Origin of the sequence: Mycobacterium sp. pUA109, assembly GCF_041287095.1 — a bacterium.
GTDB lineage: Bacteria > Actinomycetota > Actinomycetes > Mycobacteriales > Mycobacteriaceae > Mycobacterium.
Genome location: NZ_JBGGKS010000010.1, coordinates 167,309 through 184,816, shown reverse-complemented (window position 1 = coordinate 184,816; position 17,508 = coordinate 167,309). Strand labels below are relative to the sequence as shown.

The following is a 17,508-nucleotide window of genomic DNA, read 5'->3' as shown; positions in this document are numbered from 1 at the left end:
AGTCTTACATTTCGGCGGGTTCCGCCACAGCAAATTACGCGATCGCGGCGCAACCGAAATCGCTCGGCGCCGGATTTACCTGGCGTCGCGCCAGCATCTAGTTATGCCACCGGGGGCACCGCCGCCCAAGGGCACAAATGGGCATCGTTTGAGGACCAACGGCCCTTGAGCGGTGACCAAAGCCCCGTGACGGTCCGCGGAATCGCTTATAGGCTGCGATTGTGGTGACGGTCTTTTTGGTCGACGATCACGAGGTGGTGCGCCGTGGTCTGATCGACCTGCTCGGCGCCGACCCCGACCTCGACGTGGTCGGCGAGGCCGGCACGGTGGCCGAAGCCATGGTCCGCATCCCCGCGGTGCGCCCGGATGTGGCGGTGCTCGACGTCCGGTTGCCGGACGGCAACGGCATCGAATTGTGCCGTGATTTGCTGGCGGCCATGCCCGGCTTGCACTGCCTGATGCTGACGTCGTTTACCTCCGATGAGGCGATGCTCGACGCGATCCTGGCCGGTGCCAGCGGCTACGTCGTCAAGGACATCAAGGGCATGGAGTTGGCCCGCGCGGTCAAGGATGTCGGTGCCGGGCGGTCGCTGCTGGACAATCGGGCCGCGGCCGCGCTGATGTCCAAGCTGCGCGGCGCGGCCGAAAAGCCGGATCCGCTGTCGGGTCTCACCGACCAGGAACGCACCTTGCTGGGTCTGCTTGCCGAGGGCCTGACCAACAAACAGATCGCCGACCGGATGTTTCTGGCCGAAAAGACGGTGAAGAACTACGTGTCGCGGCTACTGGCCAAACTCGGCATGGAGCGGCGCACCCAGGCCGCGGTGTTCGCGACCAAACTGCAACGGCCCCATGGCTAGCAACCCCGCCGACGAGCTGCGGTCGCTGCGCGACACGCTGTCGCAGCTGCGGTTGCGGGAGTTGCTGGTCGGGGTCCAGGACCGGGTCGAGCAGATCGTCGAAGGCCGCGACCGCCTCGACGGGCTGCTGGAAGCGATGCTGCTGGTGACCTCCGGGTTGGAGTTGGGGGCCACCCTGCGGTCGATCGTGCACACCGCCACCCAGTTGGTGGACGCCCAATACGGCGCGCTGGAGGTGCACGACCAGACCGGCCGGATGCTGGAGTTCGTCTACGAGGGCATCGACGACGACACCTATCGGCGCATCGGCGCGCTGCCCGAAGGCCGCGGTGTGGTCGGCCTGCTCATCGATGACCCCACACCGCTGCGGCTGGACAACGTCACCGATCACCCCTGCTCGGTCGGCTTCCCGCCGGGGCACCCGATCATGCGGACCTTTCTCGGTGTGCCGGTCGGTATCCGCGATGAGGTCTTCGGCAACCTCTATCTAGCCGAGAAGGCCGGCGGGCGACCGTTCACCGAAGACGACGAGGTGCTGGTTCAGGCCTTGGCGGTGGCGGCCGGCATCGCCATCGCCAACGCACGCCTGTACGAACAGGCCAAGGCGCGCCAATCCTGGATTGAGTCCACCCGCGATATCGCCACCGAGTTGCTGTCCGGCGCCGAACCGGCGACGGTGTTCCGGCTGGTCGCCGACGAAGCCCGCAAGCTCACCGGCGCCGCCGCGACACTGGTGGCCGTGCCGGTCGACGAAGACCTGCCGGCCGCCGAGGTGACCGAATTGTTGGTGATCGAAACCGTCGGCGCCGCAGCGGCTTCCGCGAATGGCATCACCATCCCGGTGGCGGGCACCGCCGTCGGCGCGGTGTTCACACAGCGCGCACCGCGGCGCGTCGACGCGATCGCGGTGGACGGGATACGCGACACCGGCCCGGCGCTGGTGCTGCCGCTGCGCGCCACCGACACCGTCGCCGGGGTGCTGGTGGTGTTGCGCGACGGCGGTGCGGTCCCGTTCGGCGACGAGCAACTGGAGATGATGGCCGCCTTCGCCGACCAGGCCGCGCTGGCCTGGCAGTTGGCCACCTCGCAGCGCCGGATGCGGGAACTCGATGTGCTGACCGACCGGGACCGGATCGCCCGTGACCTGCACGACCATGTGATCCAGCGACTGTTCGCCGTCGGTCTGTCGCTGCAGGGCACCATCGGCCGGGCCCGCTATCCGCAGGTGCAGCAACGGCTCTCCGATGCGGTGGACGATCTGCAAGCCGTCATCGGCGAGATTCGCACCACCATCTTCGACCTGCACGGCGCGTCCTCGGGCATTACCCGGCTGCGGCAGCGGATCGACGACGTGATCGCCCAATTCGGCGGTTCGGGGCTGCGGACCACCGTGCAGTTCGTGGGACCGCTCTCGGTGGTCGACGCGGGGCTGGCCGATCACGCCGAGGCGGTGGTCCGCGAAGCGGTCAGCAACGCCGTCCGGCACGCCCACGCCAGCGCGTTGACGGTGCAGATCAAGGTGGAAGACGACCTGTGCATCGAGGTCACCGATAACGGCTGCGGCATCCCCGCGCAGGTGACCGGCAGCGGCTTGACGAATCTGCGTCGACGCGCCGAACAAACCGACGGCGCGTTCACGGTCGAGGCCCCGCCCGGCGGTGGCACGGTGCTGCGCTGGTCAGCGCCGCTGGCCGCGGACTAACTCGTCCAGGCGACCACGTCAGCGAGCTGACGGCGCGGTGTTGCCGGCAGCGGGTCGGCATCGGTTGGCGCCCAACCGATCCGAAGCATCATCTGCGGGTAGCCGCTGGTGCCGAACACGTCGGCGCGCACCGCCGCCCGGGTGTCGTCGATCTCCAGCGGTTCGGTGACCGGGCAGCTGGCCAATCCGAGGGCGGTCGCGGTCAGCAGCACCACGCTGGTGGCTTCCCCGGCGCGCAGTCGGGCCAACCGGTCGTCGGCGGCGGTGCCCAGCGCCACGAACACGCCGTGGTCCGCCCCCGCCGATGCATGCGGTGGCTGAGCCAGCGCGGGCCCGGCGAATAACCGACCCGGCAGTGTCGCGGCGGAATCGGCGGCCGGCGTGCTGCGGGCGGGGACCCCGGCCAGCGACCCGTAGCGCCCGCTCCAGGTGGCGAGTTCGGCGAGGTAGTCGTGATCGACGAGGTGCCGGGTGACCGCGTGCGCCACGACGACGGTCAAGGCGTCCAGGGTGTCGAATCTGCGCAGCATCACCCCCAGCCGCGCGGCGCGCGCACCCATCAGGGCGATATCGGCGGCCGGAACCGGTCGAGAACTGTAGTGCCGGCGGTCGGTGCGCCGCCGCGCGATCGCGGCGGCCAACGTGCTGTCGGTGTCGGCGGGCGGCCGTTGCCCGGGTCCTACCCGCAGGGTCGCCAACAGATCCGGGTCGGCGGGATCGGGCAGCCGCTGCACCGTCGCGCGCCACCCCAGCGCCGCCAGCGCCACCACGCAATGATGCAGCGTCGCACCACAGCTCACCAACAAGTCCCGGCCGTCGGGGTCGGTGCGGAGCAACTGCAGCGCGGGGTCGCGGTAGAGCCGCAGCTCGTCGTGTGCGGCGACCCGCCAGCGCCACGGTTGGGAGTTGTGGATCGACGGCGCGCGGGTAGCCAGCGTGAGGACCGTCTGGAGTGTGTCGGGGTCCAGGGCGTGACGAGTCATCGCGAGACACCGCCTTCCTGCATCGGTGACACTGCCAGCGTTCCGCATCAGCCCAGCCCGGGACAGGGCCCGATGTCCCGACCGGCAGGGACTTTGGGCCCTGCATCAGCACTTCTCGTACATCGCGGACAACTCGAGTTCCAGCGGCGTTCGCTCGTGGTAGGGCTGATGCCGGTAGCAGCCGCCGACCACGATCTCCAGCGCGGTGTTGCTGCGCATGGACTGATCGTTGCGGTAGTAGGTCTTGGTGTCGACGACCAGCGCGGTGGGGTGGCCAAACTGCGGTAGGAGCGCGGCCACCGAGCGGGCGACCTGATCGGTGACCGCGTCGGTGTTCGTCGGCGACTCGATGGTGATACCGATGTCGGTGTCGGCTTGGACCACACCGCTGCGCGGAGCGGTGCGCCCGTCGGCCGAGTTGTCCGGGCCGGCGGCGGCGCTGATCTTGTCCCACAGATTCTTGTCGTGATCGCTGGGCGGCGCCGGCGTCGAGCAATACCCGTGCCGCGCAGCGTTCTGGCGGGCATCGATGCACCAGGTGGCGGCCGCCAGCGCGGGTTCGTCGCGCTGCAGCGCTTCAGCTTGGGCGGCGGTGGTCTGCGGCCGCAGCGCGACGGTGAAGTCCTGGTGCACGTCGTTGCTACCCGACTCCGGTTGACGCAGCGTCGCCTGGGTGGCGATCGGGGAACGCGCGACCCGCAACCACACCTCCAGCCCGTCGGCGATCTTGGCGGTGGCGGGGTTGGCGGCGTCGCGGGTTTCGTAGAAGTGGAAGGTCGCCGTCGAGTCGGACACGGCGGGATAGGAGACGGCGAAATCGACGACGTGACCGTCGAACCCCTGCCGGTGCAGTTCGTCGGCGAACACCCGGCCCACATCGCCGGCCTGTGCGTCGGTCACCGACGGGTCGAGGGTCACCGCGAGTTTCAGCGAACTGCCCAGCCCGACACTGGATTTGTACTCCATCTGGGTGTCGCTGACCCCCGCCATGGCACGGATCTGGCGCTCCAGGGACTCGGCCGCGTTTTGCCGGCTGGACATGCATGCGCCGCCGAGCCAACCGAGCATGACGACGACCAGCAGCGCCGACCTCTTCACGACGAAAATCCTAGGCCGCGGCGGGCCGGGCGGGCACCGTTTCGTCGAGCGTGCGTTGGTGGCGGGATTTCGGCGAAATCCCCGCCACCAACGCACGTTCGGCGCTGCTCGTCGGGCCGTCAGCCGGTGTGCCAATAGAGGGTGGCCTCCACCACCCGGAACTGCGCTTTCCGCAGCTGCGGGATGCGGTCCTCGTTGAGATAGCGGTAGAACATCCCGACCCGCTGGGTGGCCTTGCCGGCTAAGGTGACGAAGTCGGTGTCCCTGGCGATCTCCCGGCCGCCGATAAACCCGGCGACCACCACGTGCGCGCTCGCCGCCCGATCCAGCGTGCTGGTCAGCGTCACCGGCAACAGCGACGACCCGGCGGGGTCGATCGCCCCGAAGCTCACCCGAAGGTAGTCGCGCAGAATCTCATCGGTGTTGCTGGTAGAGCCGATCCAGCTGGATTCGCTGTCGTGGCTAGCGGCCGGGTCGGTGCCGGGGTGATAGACCGCCACCGTCACGCCGGCGATCACGATCGCCAGCGCCGACGTGCTCACCCCGGCAACGGCCAGGCCGCGGCGCGGCGCACCGTGCACTCGTGCGGCGATTCCCGCCGCACCGCCGACACCAGCGAACGCGACGGCGATCAGCCCGATACCGAACGGCAGAAACGCCGCCGCCAGTGCGAGCAGGCCGGCGACACACGCCACGATCGGCCAGTGGGCGCCGACGGCCGGCGCTGGGCCGGGACGGACGGGATGGATCACCATGTGCCTGGCTCACTCACGCGTAGTCGAAGGGACCGCAGGCGACGGAGATGACACGCAAGGCCGCGGACTGGTAGGGCTGAGCCGCACTGTCGTCGTAATCGACCATGAATTCGGCGCTGGCCTCCGCCGTGGCGCGAGCATCCAACACTACCCCCTCATACGACGAGGATTCCTGCTTGACCCGTGCCGAGTTGAGCTGTGCGCGGGGCCCATCGAACGCACCGATCTCGATCTGGCATTGGCGCACCACGTCAAGTTTGTTCGTCAAGAGCACCGTCACCTCGGGCCACAGCGCGTTGGACCTGAATCCTCCGAACTGCACCTCCAGTTCGTCGGCCAGCACCTTCTCGACATTCGTGTCGACCGACGCCGCCGGTGCGCGGGTGGGGTTAGGGCGCCCCGGCACCTGGGCGACGGTCATCAACAACGTCACCGCGACAGCCAGGGACGAGATCACCGCGCCGGTGACGGCGAAGACCCGACCGCCGCGCAGTAGCGCCAGCACGCCGGTGGCGATCCCGGCGCCGCCGACCACGGCACCGACCGGGCCGACGGGCAGTAATACCAGTGCCGCCCCGCCCAGCCCGCCGAGCAGCGATAGTGCGGTCCATCCCCGGCGCCAGGACCTCGGCCGCCGGGGAGGTGGCTCGGCGAACTCATCGTCGCAGTACGGGTAGTCGTGGATCACCTGGCCCACCCGGTGACTTTGTGGGCGGCGATGACCCGAAATGTCGCCGCTTGTATCCGATCCGCGGGGCTGAACGTGAACATGTCCTGGTCCTCGCTGGATCGGGCGGCCAGCGTAGCGCGGGCGGTGTCGCAGTCGATCTGGTGACCGTCGGCACCGAAAGCCGCAACGGCGACCGCGAATTCACCTGTTTCTGTTGTTCGGTTGGTGAGCGTCACCGGTACGCGTCCCCGCTTGCTGTCCGAGCCGCCCGGTGCGAAATGTCCGATGACCACGTCGAGTTCGTCGCGCAACACCTCGGCGGTACCCCGGTCTGCGGGGTGCCCGGCGGGGCCCGGGTGGACGAACACCAGCGCAACGCCGGCCGCAATCGCCAGCACCGACACGACGATTCCCGACATCGCCGCCCAGCGGGCGGCCCTCCGACGGGCCGCAATGACCCCGACCACACCGGCGCCGATCCCCACCACACCGGCCGAGATCCCGGCCAGCACACCCGGATAGGGCACCGCCGCCGACACCAGGCCGCACACCCCGACCACCGGGGCCACCACCGGCCAGAGCGGGCCCGGCGCCTCGGTCGCGCGCCCTGCGCCATCGGGGATCATGGCTTCTCCACGCCGGTGCTGGACGCCGCGAGGACGGTGAACGTCGCGGTCGTCAGCCGCTCGGCCGTCTTTTCCGAAGCCGTCATCCGATCGGCCGCATTGACCTGGCGCGTCGCACCCCCGTCCAGGGTCGCGTCAACGGTGAAGGAATTGATCTGGACACCCTTGCTAGCAAACCCCGCGATGGTGACGTAGAACGTTCGCGGCACGGCAAGTTTATTGGTCAACGTAACCATCAGCTTTCCGCCCGGCACCGAGGTGGTGGCCGCGACGATGTTGCCCTTGGGGCTGGGTTGGTAGCTGAAAGTCCCGATCTGAACACCGAGTTCGTGGTGCAGCACCGTCTGGGTGCTGGTGGTGTCGGTGGTCGACCGTGCGGCCCGCCCGCCCAGATCGGCGTACACGAACGTCATGATGGCAGCACTCACAACCGCCAGCACCGACACCGTAATCCCCGACACCGCCGAAGCCGGGCGGCGATGTCCACGAAGCAAGACCCCGGCCGTTCCGGCGGCGACGCCGAATCCTCCTGCCGCGGCACCGATAAGCCCCACCTGGTGCGGAACGAACGCCAGGACCAGACCCACGCTGCCCACCGCCAGCGACACCGCCGGCCACACTGGCGCCGCGGTCGGCATGCCGGCGGTAGGCCAGGTCATGTCACCGGCTTGCTGGTCGCGTCGATCAGCCGAAACGTTGCGGCTTTCAACCGCTCGGCGGTTTTCTCATCGGGCAGATAGGTGAACATCTCGCCGGATTCGGTGGCGTGAGCGGCCAGCGTTGCGGCGGACGAGGCGCTCATCACCTGGTGGCGGTCGCGGTCGAACGCGGCGACGGCGATGCGGAATGATCGGGTCGTGTTGAGCTTGTTACGCACGGTCACCGTCAGTCCACCGCTGAGGCTCACCGAATCGCTGCCGGCGTAGTCGAAAGCCCCGATCGTTACCGCAAGTTCCCTGCGGAGCACCGATGCGGTGTCCAAGGTCGGTCGTCGCTGCTGGTCCCGCACGGATATCAGCTGGGCGGTCACCGCGATCACACCCAGCACCACGGCCAGCGTGGCCGCGACCGACCCGGCAACGGTGGGGGCCGACACCGACCGGCCGCTGCGACGCGCGTGCGCCAGCCCCGCGATCGCGGCCGCCACACCCAGGCCACCGACCAGCGCCGCCTCCCCCGCGACAACCACCGGCACCTGGCCATAGAACGGGACAATCGCCAGGGCCAATGCCGCCGCGCCCAGTGCCGCGGCGACCACCGTCCACACCGACGGGGGCTGCCGCACCGGGGGCGGCGCAGGCCAAGACACCACCGCATGCACCCCCTTCCAGGTCAGGTCAGAATACCGGGCCGATACCGCGCGACCGCGCATGAATTTGGTGCGATGATCGTCGGAAAATCGCGCACCAGAGTCGCACTCGGCGCAGGTTAGGGGGAACCGTGCGGAAGATGACGCTGGTGTTGGTGACGGTGGCGCTGCTGTGGCCAATCTCGGGGTGTTCCTTGTTCGATCATCGGCGCGAGGCCGAGCAGATCCGCCAGCAGATCACCACGATGCCCGGCGTCAGCATGGCCGACCTGACCTACGCCAGCTACAGCACCTCCGGTAAACAGTTCAGCCTGACGGTAACGCTGGACCCCGCGATCACCGTGTCGCAGGCCGCCGACGTCGGGCGCACCTTCACCGAGCAGCGGCGCCGTCGAGGCCTCGGCGATTACAACGGCGACCTCATGCTGTACTACCCGGCCCGCGGAACGCTGCCACGCAATCCGATGACCGCTGACCATTCGGTCGCCCTCTTCGATTTCGGCCCATCCGACGGCAAACCCGATCCGAGCGCCGACGAGGTCGCCGACGGTGTGGCGATCTGGCTGCGCGCCGCGCACTCCCCGGTGGCCGAGCTGGTTGGTCTCACCCAGCCGGCCGAGCGGGATGACGCCGCGAGCCGCAGCATCGACGTCACGCTCACCCCCGATGCGACCGCGGCGACCGCCACCGCGCTGCAGCGCAGCGACCCCGCGCTCGCCGACGCCTCCTGGGAGATCAAGCTGGTGTACAACGAGTACGGCGACACCCGCAACTACGTGTCGACGCCCACGCCGCCCAGCGACGCCGACCGGGCACTGTGGTCAGACATCAGCGCGGCGATCGGCAAGTACTACGACGCCAAGGGCGTCACCCGGCCGCACGGCAAATGGAGCCAGGCCGACACCGAGATCGAGATCCGTATCGGTAAGGGCCGCGGCAATGACGTGGCAACCCAGCGCATCGTCCCGGCGGTAGCCGGGTTGCTGCCCCGGTTCGGCCACCCCGCCGCCCTGCTCGTCTGGGGATTCGACGGACCGATCGAAATCGTCGTCGGCGGCTGCTACCGGCATCAACCCGAACACAAGCGATTGCCGCTGGAGATCGAACTGTCCCGCCAATACGAAACCTGCTGACCCGTCCGCCGAGTGGCACTCTCCCGACGCGACACACCGGCGGGGCGTCGGGAGAGTGCCACTCGGTGCGGCGTTGAGGCGCCTACTCGTCGTCCCCGTCGTCGTCCGCGCTGTCGTCGCCGCCGCCCCGAATCGCGTTCAGCGTCGCGGCCAGCTCGTCGGGTTTGACCAACACGTCACGGGCCTTGGAGCCCTCCGAGGGCCCGACGATGCCGCGGGTCTCCATCAGATCCATCAACCGGCCGGCCTTGGCGAAACCGACCCGCAGCTTGCGCTGCAGCATCGAGGTGGACCCGAACTGGGACGACACCACCAGCTCCACGGCCTGCAGGAACACGTCCATGTCGTCGCCGATGTCGGGGTCGACGTCCTTGCGTTCGCCGCTGGGCTTGGCGTTGGTCACCCCCTCGGTGTATTCGGGTTCGGCCTGCTCCTTGCAGGCGGTGACGACGGCGTGGATCTCCGCGTCGGTGATGAACGCGCCCTGCAACCGGGTCGGCTTGCCGGCGCCCATCGGCAGGAACAGGCCGTCGCCCATACCGATCAGCTTCTCCGCGCCGGCCTGGTCCAGGATCACCCGGGAATCGGTCAGCGACGAGGTCGCGAACGCCAACCGGGACGGCACGTTGGTTTTGATCAGCCCGGTGACCACGTCCACCGACGGCCGCTGGGTGGCCAGCACCAGGTGAATGCCGGCGGCGCGGGCCTTCTGGGTGATCCGCACGATGGCGTCCTCGACGTCGCGGGGCGCGGTCATCATCAAATCGGCCAGCTCGTCGACGATCGCCACCACATACGGGTAGGGCCGGTATTCGCGCTGGCTGCCCAGCGGGGCGGTGATCTCCCCGGATCTCACCTTGGCGTTGAAATCGTCGATGTGGCGCACCCGGGAGGCCTGCATGTCCTGGTAGCGCTGTTCCATCTCCTCGACCAGCCACGCCAGCGCGGCCGCCGCCTTCTTCGGCTGGGTGATGATCGGGGTGATCAGGTGCGGAATGCCTTCGTACGGCGTGAGTTCCACCATCTTCGGGTCGATCAGAATCATCCTGACCTCCTCCGGGGTGGCCCGGGCCAACAGCGAGATCAGCATCGAGTTGACGAAACTGGACTTCCCCGAGCCGGTGGAGCCGGCCACCAGCAGGTGCGGCATCTTGGCCAGGTTGGCCGAGATGAAGTCGCCCTCGATGTCCTTGCCCAACCCGATCACCAGCGGGTGGTGGTCGCGGCGGGTGGTGGGCGCGGTCAGCACGTCGGCCAACCGCACCATCTCCCGGTCGGTGTTGGGCACCTCGATACCCACCGCCGACTTGCCGGGGATCGGGGCGAGCATCCGGACGCTTTCGGTGGCGACCGCGTAGGCGATGTTCTTCTGCAACTGGGTGATCTTCTCGACCTTGACGCCGGGCCCCAGCTCCACCTCGTAGCGGGTGACGGTGGGGCCGCGGGTGCACCCGGTGACCGCGGCGTCGACCTTGAACTGGGTCAACACCGACGTGATCGCGTCGGCCATCTGGTCGTTGGCGGCGGTGCGCCGCTTGGGCGGGTCCCCGGCGGTCAGCAGGGACAGCGACGGCAACGTGTAGGGGCCCTCGACCACCCGGTCCATCACCAGGGTGTCCTGCTTGGGCTTCTCGGCTTTACGGCGCTTGGCCTTGACCGCCGGCTCGGGCACGGTCGGCGCGTCGGCCTCATCCAGCGGATAGTTGTCGTAGGGGGTGCCGCCCGGCCAGGGCTTCGACTCGTCACCGGCCGAGGCGTCGTCGTAGTAGCCGTCGGAGAAGTCTTCGGTCGGTGGCTCGTCGGTGTCGGGGTCCTCCTCGACGTGGTCCTCGTCGTCGTAGTCGTAGTCGTCGTAACCGTGCACGCTGAACATGGCCCGCAACGCCTCGGGCACCTCGCGGACCGTCGTCCCGGTCAGCAGCAGCACCCCGAACAGCGCCGCCATCACCAGCAGCGGCGCGGCGATCCAGGCGGTCAGCCCGTCGGACAGCGGCCCGCCGATCGCGAAGCCCAGGAAGCCCGCCCCGTGTTGCCGCCCCTCGGGCGTGCTCGGCGACCCGGCCCACAGATGCCACAGCCCCAGCATCGGCAGGGCGATCATGGCCGCGCCGAGCACCAGCCGGGGTCGGGCGTCCGGATCGGGCTCGGTGCGCATCAGGATCACCGCGATGACGACGGCCGCCACCGGCAGCAGCACCACCGCGGCGCCGACGACCGTCCGCAGCCCGACGTCGATCCAGGCGCCGACCGGGCGGGCGGCGTCGAACCAGGAACTCGCGGCGATGACGACCGCGACCCCCAGCAACGCCAGGGCGATGCCGTCGCGGCGGTGACCGGGGTCGATGTCGCGGGCGCGGCCCACCGACCGCGCGGTGCTGCCGGCGCCCTTGGCGACCATCAGCCAGGTCGCTCGGGCCGCGCGGCCGCAGGCCAATCCGGCGGCCGCCATCCGCGAGCCGCCCCGCCGGGCGGGCGGGCGACGCCGCGGGGCGGGTTTGCGCGCCGGCCGCGATCCCCGCGAAGTGGCCTTTGACCTGCTCGTTCGGGTCCCGGAGCGGGCGACGGTCTTGCTAGGCATAGGGGCAAGCCTAGTCGCAATAGCCCCGTGTGCACCATCCGCCACACTGGTCACGACGGAATGCGGTGCGGGCCGCCCACCAGGGCCTCGAGATCGACGTTAGGCAGATCGCCACTCGCACTTCCTCTGCCTAACGTCGATCTCGGCGCCCTAGGTAGGGTGACTAACGTCACGCCCCCCATCAAGGAGTCCACCGCATGCCCGTCGTCGTCGTTGCCAGCTTGACCGCCAAACCGGAGTCGGTCGACACCGTCCGCGACATCTTGACCCGCGCGGTCAACGACGTGCACGACGAGCCGGGCTGCCAGCTGTACTCGCTGCACGAGACCGACGGCACCTTCGTGTTCGTCGAGCAGTGGGCCGACGCCGACGCGCTCAAGGCGCACAGCACCGCCCCCGCGGTGACGACGATGTTCACCGACGCCGCCGACCACCTGGCCGGCGCCCCGGACATCAAGATGCTCACCCCGGTCGTCGCGGGCGACCCGGCCAAGGGCCAGTTGCGGCCGTAATGACGCGGCCCCTGACCGGCAAGGTCGCGCTGATCACCGGTGCCGCCCGCGGCCAGGGCCGGGCCCACGCGGTGCGGTTGGCGTCCGACGGCGCCGACATCATCGCCGTCGACCTGTGCGCGCCGATCGCCAGCGTCCCCTACCCGCTGGCGACCGCCGAGGATCTGGCCGCCACCGTCAAGCTGGTCGAGGACACCGGCGCGCGGATCGTGGCGGCCCGCGGCGACGTCCGCGATGCGGCCTCGCTGGGCGACGCGCTGCGGACCGGCCTGGACCGGTTCGGCCGGCTCGACATCGTGGTGGCCAATGCGGGGATCGCGCCGATGCAGTCCGCCGACGGCTGGCGCGACGTCATCGACGTCAACCTCACCGGCGTCTACCACACCATCGAGGCCGCGATTCCGACCATGATCGACCGGGGCGACGGCGGTTCGATCGTGCTGATCAGTTCGGCCGCCGGCCTGGCCGGTATCGGCAGTCACGACGCCGGTGCCATCGGGTACACGGCCGCCAAACACGGTCTGGTCGGGCTGATGCGGGTGTACGCCAACCTTCTTGCCCCGCACAGTATTCGGGTGAACTCCGTGCACCCGGCCGGGGTGGACACGCCGATGATCAACAATGAGCACACCCGGCAGTGGCTGGCCGAGCTGGCCGCGCAGACCGGCGCGCCGCCGGATATGGGCAACGCGCTGCCGGTCCAGGTGTTGCAGGCCGAGGACATCGCCAACGCCGTCGCGTGGCTGGTGTCCGAGCAAGCCCGCTACGTCACCGGCATCACCTTGCCGGTCGATGCCGGGTTCGTGAACAAGAGGTAAGCCGATGGTGCAAAACCCCGCGGCGCAGACCGCGTTCGGGCCGATGGTGCTGGCCGCGGTCGAGCAGCATGAGCCGCCGGCGCGACGGCTGGTGGACGACGATCTGGCGGAGCTGTTTTTGCCCACCCGGATGCGCTGGCTGGTCCGCGCGACGCGGTGGTCGTTGCCGCGTCGGCTGCTGATCGCCGCGTCGCAACGCACCGGGCCGGGGCTGTGGGCCAACCTGGCCTGCCGGAAACGCTTCATCGGCGACAAACTCGACGAGGCGCTCGAGGCTGGGATCGACGCGGTGGTGATCCTCGGTTCGGGACTGGATACCCGCGCCTACCAGGTGACCCGGCGGGCCCGGATCCCGGTCTTCGAGGTGGACCTTCCGGTCAACATCGCCCGCAAGGCGGCGACCGTGCGCCGGGTGCTGGGCTCGTTGCCGTTGTCGGTGCGGTTGGTGGCGTTGGACTTCGAACGCGACGATTTGCTGACCGCGCTGGCCGAACACGGGTACCGCACCGAGTTTCGCGCGTTCTTCATCTGCGAGGGCGTGACCCAGTACCTGTCCGAGGACGCGGTGCGCCGGACCCTGGCCGGGCTGCGGGCCGCGGCGTCGGGCAGCCGATTGGTGTTCACCTACGTGCGGCGCGACTTCATCGACGGCGCCAACCTCTACGATTCGCCGACGCTGTACCGCAACGTGCGCCAGCGCCGGCAGTTGTGGCATTTCGGCCTGCAGCCCGAGGAGGTCCAGGAGTTTCTGGCCCCTTACGGGTGGCGGCTGCAGGAGCAGGCCGGGGCCGAGCAGTTGCTGCAGCGCTACATCGAACCGACCGGGCGCGACCTGACCGCCAGCGACCTGGAATGGTCGGTCTACGCCGAAAAAGAGTGAGCTCCGGCCGCGCCCGCTGCGGCGCCGAAATTGCGTCCAGGGTCGCGATCGGGCGAAATCCACTGCCCTCACCGCAATCTCAACCGCGCGGCGCCCGGAGGTCTAGACCTCGATGACCGAGGGCACGATCATCGGCTGGCGGCGGTAGGTCTCCCCCACCCACTTGCCGACCGTGCGGCGCACCCCCTGCGCGATCCGCACCGGGTCGGTGACATTGTCGGCGGCCAGCGCCTCCAGTTCGGCCTCGACCTTGCGGGCCGCGGGTTCCAGCGCCTTGGGGTCTTCGGAGAAGCCGCGCGAATGCAGGTGCGGCGGCGCGGCCGGCTTGCCGGTGCCCCGATGCACCACCACCGTCACCGCGACGAAACCCGCCGACAGGATCAACCGCTCCCCCAGCGTGGCGTCGCCGACGTCGCCGGTGATCAACCCGTCGACGAACATCTTGCCGACCGGCACCGCGCCGGCGATGCGGGCCACCCCGGCGACCAGGTCGACGCTGACCCCGTTCTCGGCCAACAGGATGGATTCCTGCGGCACCCCGGTGCGGGCCGCCAGCGCGGCGTTGGCGCGCAGCATCCGCCAGGTGCCGTGCACCGGCATCACCTGGCGCGGCCGCACCCCGTTGTAGAGGAACAGCAGTTCCCCCGCGTAGCCGTGCCCGGAAACATGCACCCGGGCTTGCGCGTTGGTGACCACCCGGGCGCCGATCTTGGACAGCGCGTCGATCACCCCGTAGACGGCTTCCTCGTTGCCCGGGATCAGCGACGACGACAAGATGATCAGGTCGCCGGCGGTCAACGTGATGCTGCGGTGCTCACCGCGCGACATCCGGGACAGCGCCGACAACGGTTCGCCCTGGGTGCCGGTGGTGATCAGCACCACCTGTTCGGGGCGCATCATCTCGGCGGCCCCGATGTCGATCAGGTCGGAGTCGGCCACCCGCAGAAAACCCAGTTCGCGGGCGATGCCCATGTTGCGCACCATCGACCGGCCGACGAACGACACCCGCCGGCCCAACGCCACCGCGGAGTCGATGATCTGCTGCACCCGGTCCACGTTGGAGGCAAAGCACGCCACGATGACGCGTCCCTCGGCGCCGCGGATCAGCCGGTGCAGCGTCGGGCCGACCTCACTTTCGCTGGGCCCGACCCCGGGGATCTCGGCGTTGGTGGAGTCGCACAGGAACAGATCCACCCCGGCGTCGCCGAGCCGCGACATGCCGGGCAGGTCGGTGGGCCGGCCGTCCAGCGGCAACTGATCGAGCTTGATGTCCCCGGTGTGCAAGACGGTGCCCGCACCGGTGTGCACGGCGATGGCCAGCGCGTCGGGCACCGAGTGGTTGACGGCGAAGTACTCGCATTCGAACACCCCGTGGGTGCTGCGCTGGCCCTCGGCGACCTGGACAAACACCGGTTTGATGCGGTGTTCCCGGCATTTGGCGGCCACCAGCGCCAGGGTGAACTTCGACCCGACGACCGGAATGTCGGGCCGCAGCTTGAGCAGAAACGGGATGGCCCCGATGTGGTCCTCGTGGGCGTGGGTCAACACCAGCGCTTCGACGTCGTCGAGCCGGTTTTCGATGTGCCGCAGATCCGGCAGGATCAGGTCGACCCCGGGCTCGTCGTGGGTGGGAAACAGCACCCCGCAGTCGACGATCAGCAGCCGGCCCAGGTGCTCGAAAACCGTCATATTGCGGCCGATTTCGTTGATGCCGCCCAGCGCGGTGACCCGCAGACCGCCCGAGGTCAGCGGACCCGGCGGGGTGAGCTCCTCATTCACCGGCAATCACCCAAGCACGTTGGCCGCACGCATGTCGGCGGCCAATTCATCGACCTGCTGGGCTGTGGCGGCAACCTGGGGCAGCCGCGGGTCCCCGATGTCCATGCCCTGCAGCCGCAGCCCGGCTTTGACCATGGTCACCCCGCCGGTGCGTCCCATCGCGTTGCACAGCGGCGCGATCGAGAGGTTGATCTTGCGGGCGGTGGCCACATCCCCGGACTGGAACGCCGACAGCATTTCCCGCAGTTGGCTGGCCGCGAAGTGGGAGATCACGCTGATGAACCCGGTGGCGCCCATCGCCAGCCAGGGCAGGTTCAGCGCGTCGTCGCCGGAGTAGTAGGCCAGCCCCGTTTCGGCGATGATCTGGGCGCCGGCGTGCAGATCGCCCTTGGCGTCCTTGATCCCGACGATGTTGGGGTGCTCGGCCAGCTCGAAAATGGTGTCCGGGGCGATCGGCACCACCGAGCGGGCCGGGATGTCGTACAGCAGCACCGGCACGGTGCTGGCGTCGGCAACGGCGGTGAAGTGCGCCCGCAACCCGGCCTGCGAGGGCCGCGAGTAGTACGGGGTGACCACCAGCAACCCGTCCGCGCCGACGCCCGCGCAGGCCTCGGCCAGCCGGACGCTGTGCTCGGTGTCGTTGCTGCCGGCCCCGGCGATGATGCGGGCCCGGTCGCCGACCGATTCCACCACCGCCCGCAGCAGGGTGAGCTTCTCGTAGTCGGCCGTGGTGGGCGACTCGCCGGTGGTGCCGGACAGCACCAGACCGTCGCACCCGGCGTCGACCAGGTGGTTGGCCAGCCGCACCGCGGCCTCGGTGTCTACCGAGCCGTCGGAACCGAACGGCGTCGCCATGGCAGTCACCACGGTGCCCAAGCTGGTGGAGGCGTCGAAACCGCTGGTACTCACGGTCCTAAGGGTACCTGCCCGTTCCCCCGCCCCTGCCGCGAGCGTGCGTGTCCGCGGTCGACACGCCGCGCAAATTCCCGGATCGGCGCACGTTCACGCGCCGACACCGGCCGCTTAGGCTTCGGTGGCCAGCGGACTGGTCGCCACCTCGGTGCCGTCGGCCAGGGTGGCGATCTGGAAATCGCCGAACACCGCGGGGGCGACGCCCACCAGCTCGCGCAGGCACGCGATGGCCAATCGGCGGATCTCGACGTCGGCGTGCTCGCTGGCCCGCATCGCGACGAAATGCCGCCAGGCCCGGTAGTTGCCGGTCACCACGATGCGGGTCTCGGTGGCGTTGGGCAGCACCGCGCGGGCGGCCTGACGTGCCTGTTTGCGCCGCAGCACGGCGTTGGGCTGATCAGCGAACTTGGCTTCCAACTTGGTCAGCAGGTCGGTGTAGACCGACCGGCTGGCGTCGGCGGCCGCGGCCAGGATCTGCTGCAGTTCAGGGTCGTCGTCCAGGCCGGGCGGCACCACGATCTGGGCGTCGGGTTCTGGGACGTAGCGCTGCGAGAGCTGGGAGTAGGAGAAGTGCCGGTGCCGGATCAGCTCATGGGTGCACGACCGGGAGATGCCGGTGATGTAGAAGGTCACGCTGGCGTGCTCCAACACCGAAAAATGCCCGACGTCGATGATGTGCTGGACGTAGGCGGCGTTGGTGGCGGTCCGCGGATTGGGTTTCGACCAGCTCTGATAGCAGGCCCGGCCGGCGAACTCGACCAGCGCCGGACCGCCGTCGGCGTCGGTGCTCCAGGGCACATCCGGCGGCGGGACGAACTCAGTCTTGGCGATCAGTTGCACGCGCAGCGGCGCCGTTTCGGCCACGACGCCCCACCTTAGCCGCACCCCTTGCC

Annotated in this window: 17 protein-coding genes; 6 read left to right on the top strand and 11 right to left on the bottom strand. The window is 69.4% G+C overall.

Going from position 1 to position 17,508, the window contains the following annotated elements; all coding sequences use genetic code 11:
• The first annotated feature begins 221 nt into the window (after window positions 1-221).
• Together ACAG26_RS13815 and ACAG26_RS13810 are read left to right on the top strand one after the other, a co-directional pair.
• Window positions 222-860, top strand: coding sequence for a response regulator (locus ACAG26_RS13815; protein ID WP_370483061.1), 639 nt, complete (start codon window positions 222-224; stop codon window positions 858-860).
• Entirely contained in the window at window positions 853-2,562 is a 1,710-nt protein-coding gene (locus tag ACAG26_RS13810; protein WP_370483060.1) for a GAF domain-containing sensor histidine kinase, read from the top strand. The genes ACAG26_RS13815 and ACAG26_RS13810 overlap by 8 nt, the downstream gene beginning before the upstream one ends.
• On the opposite strand, the gene ACAG26_RS13805 is transcribed toward ACAG26_RS13810, so the two are convergent.
• The 7 genes from ACAG26_RS13805 to ACAG26_RS13775 form a co-directional block, all read right to left on the bottom strand.
• Window positions 2,559-3,545: an NAD(P)H nitroreductase gene (locus ACAG26_RS13805; protein WP_370483059.1), complete on the bottom strand. Its 987-nt coding sequence runs from the start codon at window positions 3,543-3,545 to the stop codon at window positions 2,559-2,561. The genes ACAG26_RS13810 and ACAG26_RS13805 overlap by 4 nt on opposite strands.
• A gap of 105 nt (window positions 3,546-3,650) precedes the next feature.
• Window positions 3,651-4,643, bottom strand: coding sequence for a hypothetical protein (locus ACAG26_RS13800; RefSeq protein WP_370483058.1), 993 nt, complete (start codon window positions 4,641-4,643; stop codon window positions 3,651-3,653).
• A gap of 119 nt (window positions 4,644-4,762) precedes the next feature.
• The gene (locus tag ACAG26_RS13795; protein ID WP_370483057.1) at window positions 4,763-5,398 is read right to left on the bottom strand and encodes a hypothetical protein; all 636 of its coding nucleotides are present in this window, start codon (window positions 5,396-5,398) and stop codon (window positions 4,763-4,765) included.
• 13 nt (window positions 5,399-5,411) lie between these two features.
• Window positions 5,412-6,095 (bottom strand): hypothetical protein, encoded by a 684-nt coding sequence (locus tag ACAG26_RS13790; RefSeq protein ID WP_370483056.1) that lies wholly within the window; start codon window positions 6,093-6,095, stop codon window positions 5,412-5,414.
• On the bottom strand, window positions 6,083-6,694 hold the full coding sequence (locus ACAG26_RS13785; RefSeq protein ID WP_370483055.1) for a hypothetical protein: 612 nt from the start codon (window positions 6,692-6,694) through the stop codon (window positions 6,083-6,085). The genes ACAG26_RS13790 and ACAG26_RS13785 overlap by 13 nt, the downstream gene beginning before the upstream one ends.
• The gene (locus ACAG26_RS13780; RefSeq protein ID WP_370483053.1) at window positions 6,691-7,353 is read right to left on the bottom strand and encodes a hypothetical protein; all 663 of its coding nucleotides are present in this window, start codon (window positions 7,351-7,353) and stop codon (window positions 6,691-6,693) included. The genes ACAG26_RS13785 and ACAG26_RS13780 overlap by 4 nt, the downstream gene beginning before the upstream one ends.
• Window positions 7,350-8,006: a hypothetical protein gene (locus tag ACAG26_RS13775; RefSeq protein WP_370483051.1), complete on the bottom strand. Its 657-nt coding sequence runs from the start codon at window positions 8,004-8,006 to the stop codon at window positions 7,350-7,352. Before ACAG26_RS13775 ends, ACAG26_RS13780 begins: the two co-directional genes overlap by 4 nt.
• Window positions 8,007-8,143: 137 nt before the next feature.
• Here ACAG26_RS13775 and ACAG26_RS13770 point away from each other — a divergent pair, with 137 nt between their 5' ends.
• Window positions 8,144-9,136, top strand: coding sequence for a hypothetical protein (locus tag ACAG26_RS13770; RefSeq protein ID WP_370483050.1), 993 nt, complete (start codon window positions 8,144-8,146; stop codon window positions 9,134-9,136).
• A gap of 82 nt (window positions 9,137-9,218) precedes the next feature.
• On the opposite strand, the gene ACAG26_RS13765 is transcribed toward ACAG26_RS13770, so the two are convergent.
• Window positions 9,219-11,714 carry a DNA translocase FtsK gene (locus ACAG26_RS13765; RefSeq protein ID WP_370483048.1) on the bottom strand — a complete coding sequence of 832 codons (2,496 nt, stop codon included), beginning with the start codon at window positions 11,712-11,714 and terminating at the stop codon, window positions 9,219-9,221.
• Between the two features lie 197 nt (window positions 11,715-11,911).
• On the opposite strand from ACAG26_RS13765, the gene ACAG26_RS13760 reads away from it, so the two are divergent.
• The 3 genes from ACAG26_RS13760 to ACAG26_RS13750 are packed head-to-tail and all read left to right on the top strand — an operon-like array spanning window position 11,912 to window position 13,924.
• Window positions 11,912-12,226: a putative quinol monooxygenase gene (locus ACAG26_RS13760; RefSeq protein WP_370483047.1), complete on the top strand. Its 315-nt coding sequence runs from the start codon at window positions 11,912-11,914 to the stop codon at window positions 12,224-12,226.
• Window positions 12,226-13,044, top strand: coding sequence for a mycofactocin-coupled SDR family oxidoreductase (locus tag ACAG26_RS13755; RefSeq protein WP_370483045.1), 819 nt, complete (start codon window positions 12,226-12,228; stop codon window positions 13,042-13,044). Before ACAG26_RS13760 ends, ACAG26_RS13755 begins: the two co-directional genes overlap by 1 nt.
• A gap of 4 nt (window positions 13,045-13,048) precedes the next feature.
• Window positions 13,049-13,924, top strand: coding sequence for an SAM-dependent methyltransferase (locus ACAG26_RS13750; RefSeq protein ID WP_370483044.1), 876 nt, complete (start codon window positions 13,049-13,051; stop codon window positions 13,922-13,924).
• Window positions 13,925-14,026: 102 nt separating this feature from the next.
• Here ACAG26_RS13750 and ACAG26_RS13745 read toward each other — a convergent pair whose 3' ends face one another.
• The 3 genes from ACAG26_RS13745 to thyX form a co-directional block, all read right to left on the bottom strand.
• Complete coding sequence (locus ACAG26_RS13745; RefSeq protein WP_370483042.1) at window positions 14,027-15,703, bottom strand: ribonuclease J; 1,677 nt, start codon at window positions 15,701-15,703, stop codon at window positions 14,027-14,029.
• A 6-nt stretch (window positions 15,704-15,709) separates the two neighbouring features.
• Entirely contained in the window at window positions 15,710-16,612 is a 903-nt protein-coding gene (gene dapA, locus ACAG26_RS13740; RefSeq protein ID WP_370483039.1) for a 4-hydroxy-tetrahydrodipicolinate synthase, read from the bottom strand.
• A gap of 114 nt (window positions 16,613-16,726) precedes the next feature.
• Window positions 16,727-17,479, bottom strand: a complete 753-nt coding sequence (gene thyX, locus ACAG26_RS13735) for an FAD-dependent thymidylate synthase (protein WP_370483037.1) — start codon at window positions 17,477-17,479, stop codon at window positions 16,727-16,729.
• Window positions 17,480-17,508: the final 29 nt, after the last annotated feature.